3 protein-coding genes are annotated in these 2585 nt (G+C 29.6%); all 3 read left to right on the top strand.

The genetic code is table 11. The features are described from left to right. On the top strand, positions 1–440 hold a 440-nt coding region (locus E6A48_RS08255), incomplete at its 5' end, for a hypothetical protein (RefSeq protein ID WP_219709622.1). A gap of 250 nt (positions 441–690) precedes the next feature. Next, positions 691–1506, top strand: coding sequence for a 30S ribosomal protein S2 (gene rpsB / locus E6A48_RS08250; protein WP_147730330.1), 816 nt, complete (start codon positions 691–693; stop codon positions 1504–1506). Between the two features lie 30 nt (positions 1507–1536). Beyond that, on the top strand, positions 1537–2391 hold the full coding sequence (gene tsf, locus E6A48_RS08245; RefSeq protein ID WP_219709620.1) for a translation elongation factor Ts: 855 nt from the start codon (positions 1537–1539) through the stop codon (positions 2389–2391). Positions 2392–2585 lie beyond the last annotated feature (194 nt).

Below are 2585 nucleotides of genomic sequence, written 5' to 3'. Positions count from 1 at the left end.
ATACAGACTTATATGCTAACTTTCATCAAGAAGTTAAATTAAACGAAAGCACTATTTTAAACATATATAAAAATTCTGATGACAAGTTGGCATATTATTTATATTTTTATAATGATTATCTTTATAGAATAGAAGTATGCAATCACATAGGCTATAGTTATAACAAAAATGATTTCTACTACCCTTCCGAGGCAACTGATATAGAGAGTATAAAAGAAAAAATAACATTCAAATACGGCAATTCATCTTCCACAGATATAAAATATTATTCATACTACAATAAACCTTTTGAAGAATACACTATATGGTGGTATTCAGATTTATCAAGTGTATCATTATATGTAAAGCCTGATTTAAATAGTTTAGATAAAACTATAAAACTATATTCCTATAGGCTTTCTTTTTATGATGAAACAAAACTAAAAGAAATTTATAAGTAAAATTTATGATTGACTTTTTATTATAAAAATGTTATTATGTTAAACAAGCCGATTTAATTGGTAAACTTTTCCATAATAGCAAAATGTTCTTTAAAGATATTTTTTAATAAATTATCTTAAATAAAAAGACATTGTTACTTAAATATTAGTAATCAAAGCATTATGATTTTTTTAATATAGTAATAGTTTAGAAATTTATGGATATAGGGTGCCTTAATCGGTACTCTATTTTATTTTAAAGGATATGCTTATGTCATTACCAGCTATGAAAGACCTCTTAGAGGCAGGCGTTCATTTCGGACATCAAACTAGAAAATGGAACCCTAAAATGAAACCTTTTATTTTTCAAGAGAGAAATGATATACACATCATTGACCTAATGAAAACTTTAACTTACGTAAAAAAAGCTTATGATGCTGTTAAAGAAATGTCTAGAAACGGCGGAAATATACTTTTTGTAGGTACTAAAAAACAAGCTTCACAAAGCATAAAAGAAGCTGCTGAAAAATGCGATATGTATTATGTTAATAATCGTTGGTTAGGTGGTATGCTTACTAACTTCGCTACTATCAAAAGAAGTATTGCTAGACTTAAAAGAATAGAAAAAGAAGAAGTTGATGGTACTTTTGATAAATTACCTAAAAAAGAAGTAATACTCCTTCTTAAAGAAAAAGATAAATTAGAAAAGAACTTTGCAGGCATCAAAGATATGGAAAACTTACCAGATATGATATTTGTAATAGACCCTATGCAAGAACATATTGCTGTAAGCGAAGCTAGAAAATTAGGAATACCTGTAGTTGCTGTAGTAGATACTAACTGTAACCCAGAACTTATAGATTACCCTATACCTGGTAACGATGATGCTATCAGAGCTATAAGTTTATTTGCTGGTGTTATATCTTCTGCTATTATAGATGGACAAAATGAGGCTGGAAAAGAAACTTTAGCTAAACATGAATCTACTGGCGAGATTGCTGAAGAGGTTTATGACAATAGTGCTACTGAAGCTGCTGAAGCTATTGCTGAACAGTATGGTGTTTCTGACCAAGACGACCAAGACTAAAAATAAATAAATTAAATAAAGGATAAAAAAATGGCAAATATTAGTATGGATACCATTAAAGAGCTTAGAGAGCGTACTGGTATAGGTATTATGGAATGTAAAAAAGCTCTTCAAGAAGCTGATGGTGATATGGATAAGGCTATTCGCCTATTAAAAGAAAAAGGTACAGCTGTTGCTGCTAAAAAAAGCGAACGTACAGTTAAAGAAGGTTCTATAGGTTTTTGTGTTAATGATGACAAGACTCAAATTGCTTGTATAGAGCTTCAATGCGAAACTGACTTCGTTGCTAAAAATGAATTATTTGTTAATTTAGCTAAAAGCATTGCTAAAACTGCTATGACTGTTGATAATGCTACTGTTGATACTCTTCTAAACACTAAAGGTGAGAATGGTGAAACTATTCAAGCTATGATAAATGAAGGTATGCAAAAATGGGGCGAGAAAACAGTACTTGCAGAAGTAAAAGTTATGAAGACTGATGGTTTCTTTGGAAGCTATGTTCACTTCAATAATAAACTTGTTACTATTGTTGAATTTGATGTTAAACCTAAAGGAAAATGTTTAGAGATAGCAAATCAAATAGCTATGCATGTTGCTAGTGAAAAACCTTTAGCTTTAAACAGAGAAGGAATTGACCCTAATACTGTAAATGAGCAAAAAGAAATATTTGAAAAACAAGTAAAAGATGCAGGCAAACCAGAAAATATGGTAGCAAAAATAGTTGAAGGTAAAATGAACTCTTGGTATTCAGAAAGCGTTCTTATAGACCAAAAATTATTTACAGACAACAAAATATCTATCAAAAGTTTAATAGATGAAATATCTAAAGAAGCTGGTGCTACTGCTTCTATCAAAAACTTTGCTATAATTTCGCTTGGTGTTTGATTTTAATTAAAACAAGTAAAAATAAGGGGCTTTAAATTAAGCCTCTTTTTTTATACCTACTAGGTAGCTAGCAAAAAAGTTATTATTTATGCTATATAGTTTTAATAAAAATCAAAAAGTATTTTTCTTACAATTTTTTTTATTCAACTTTTTTTCCGTAGCAAAAAGTTTTCGCCCTTCGGGCACGCTTCGCG

The organism is Brachyspira pilosicoli, assembly GCF_019402445.1.
Lineage (GTDB): Bacteria > Spirochaetota > Brachyspiria > Brachyspirales > Brachyspiraceae > Brachyspira > Brachyspira pilosicoli_B.
Note: the sequence above shows the minus strand (reverse complement) of the source record. Positions and strands in the feature narration are given on the sequence as shown.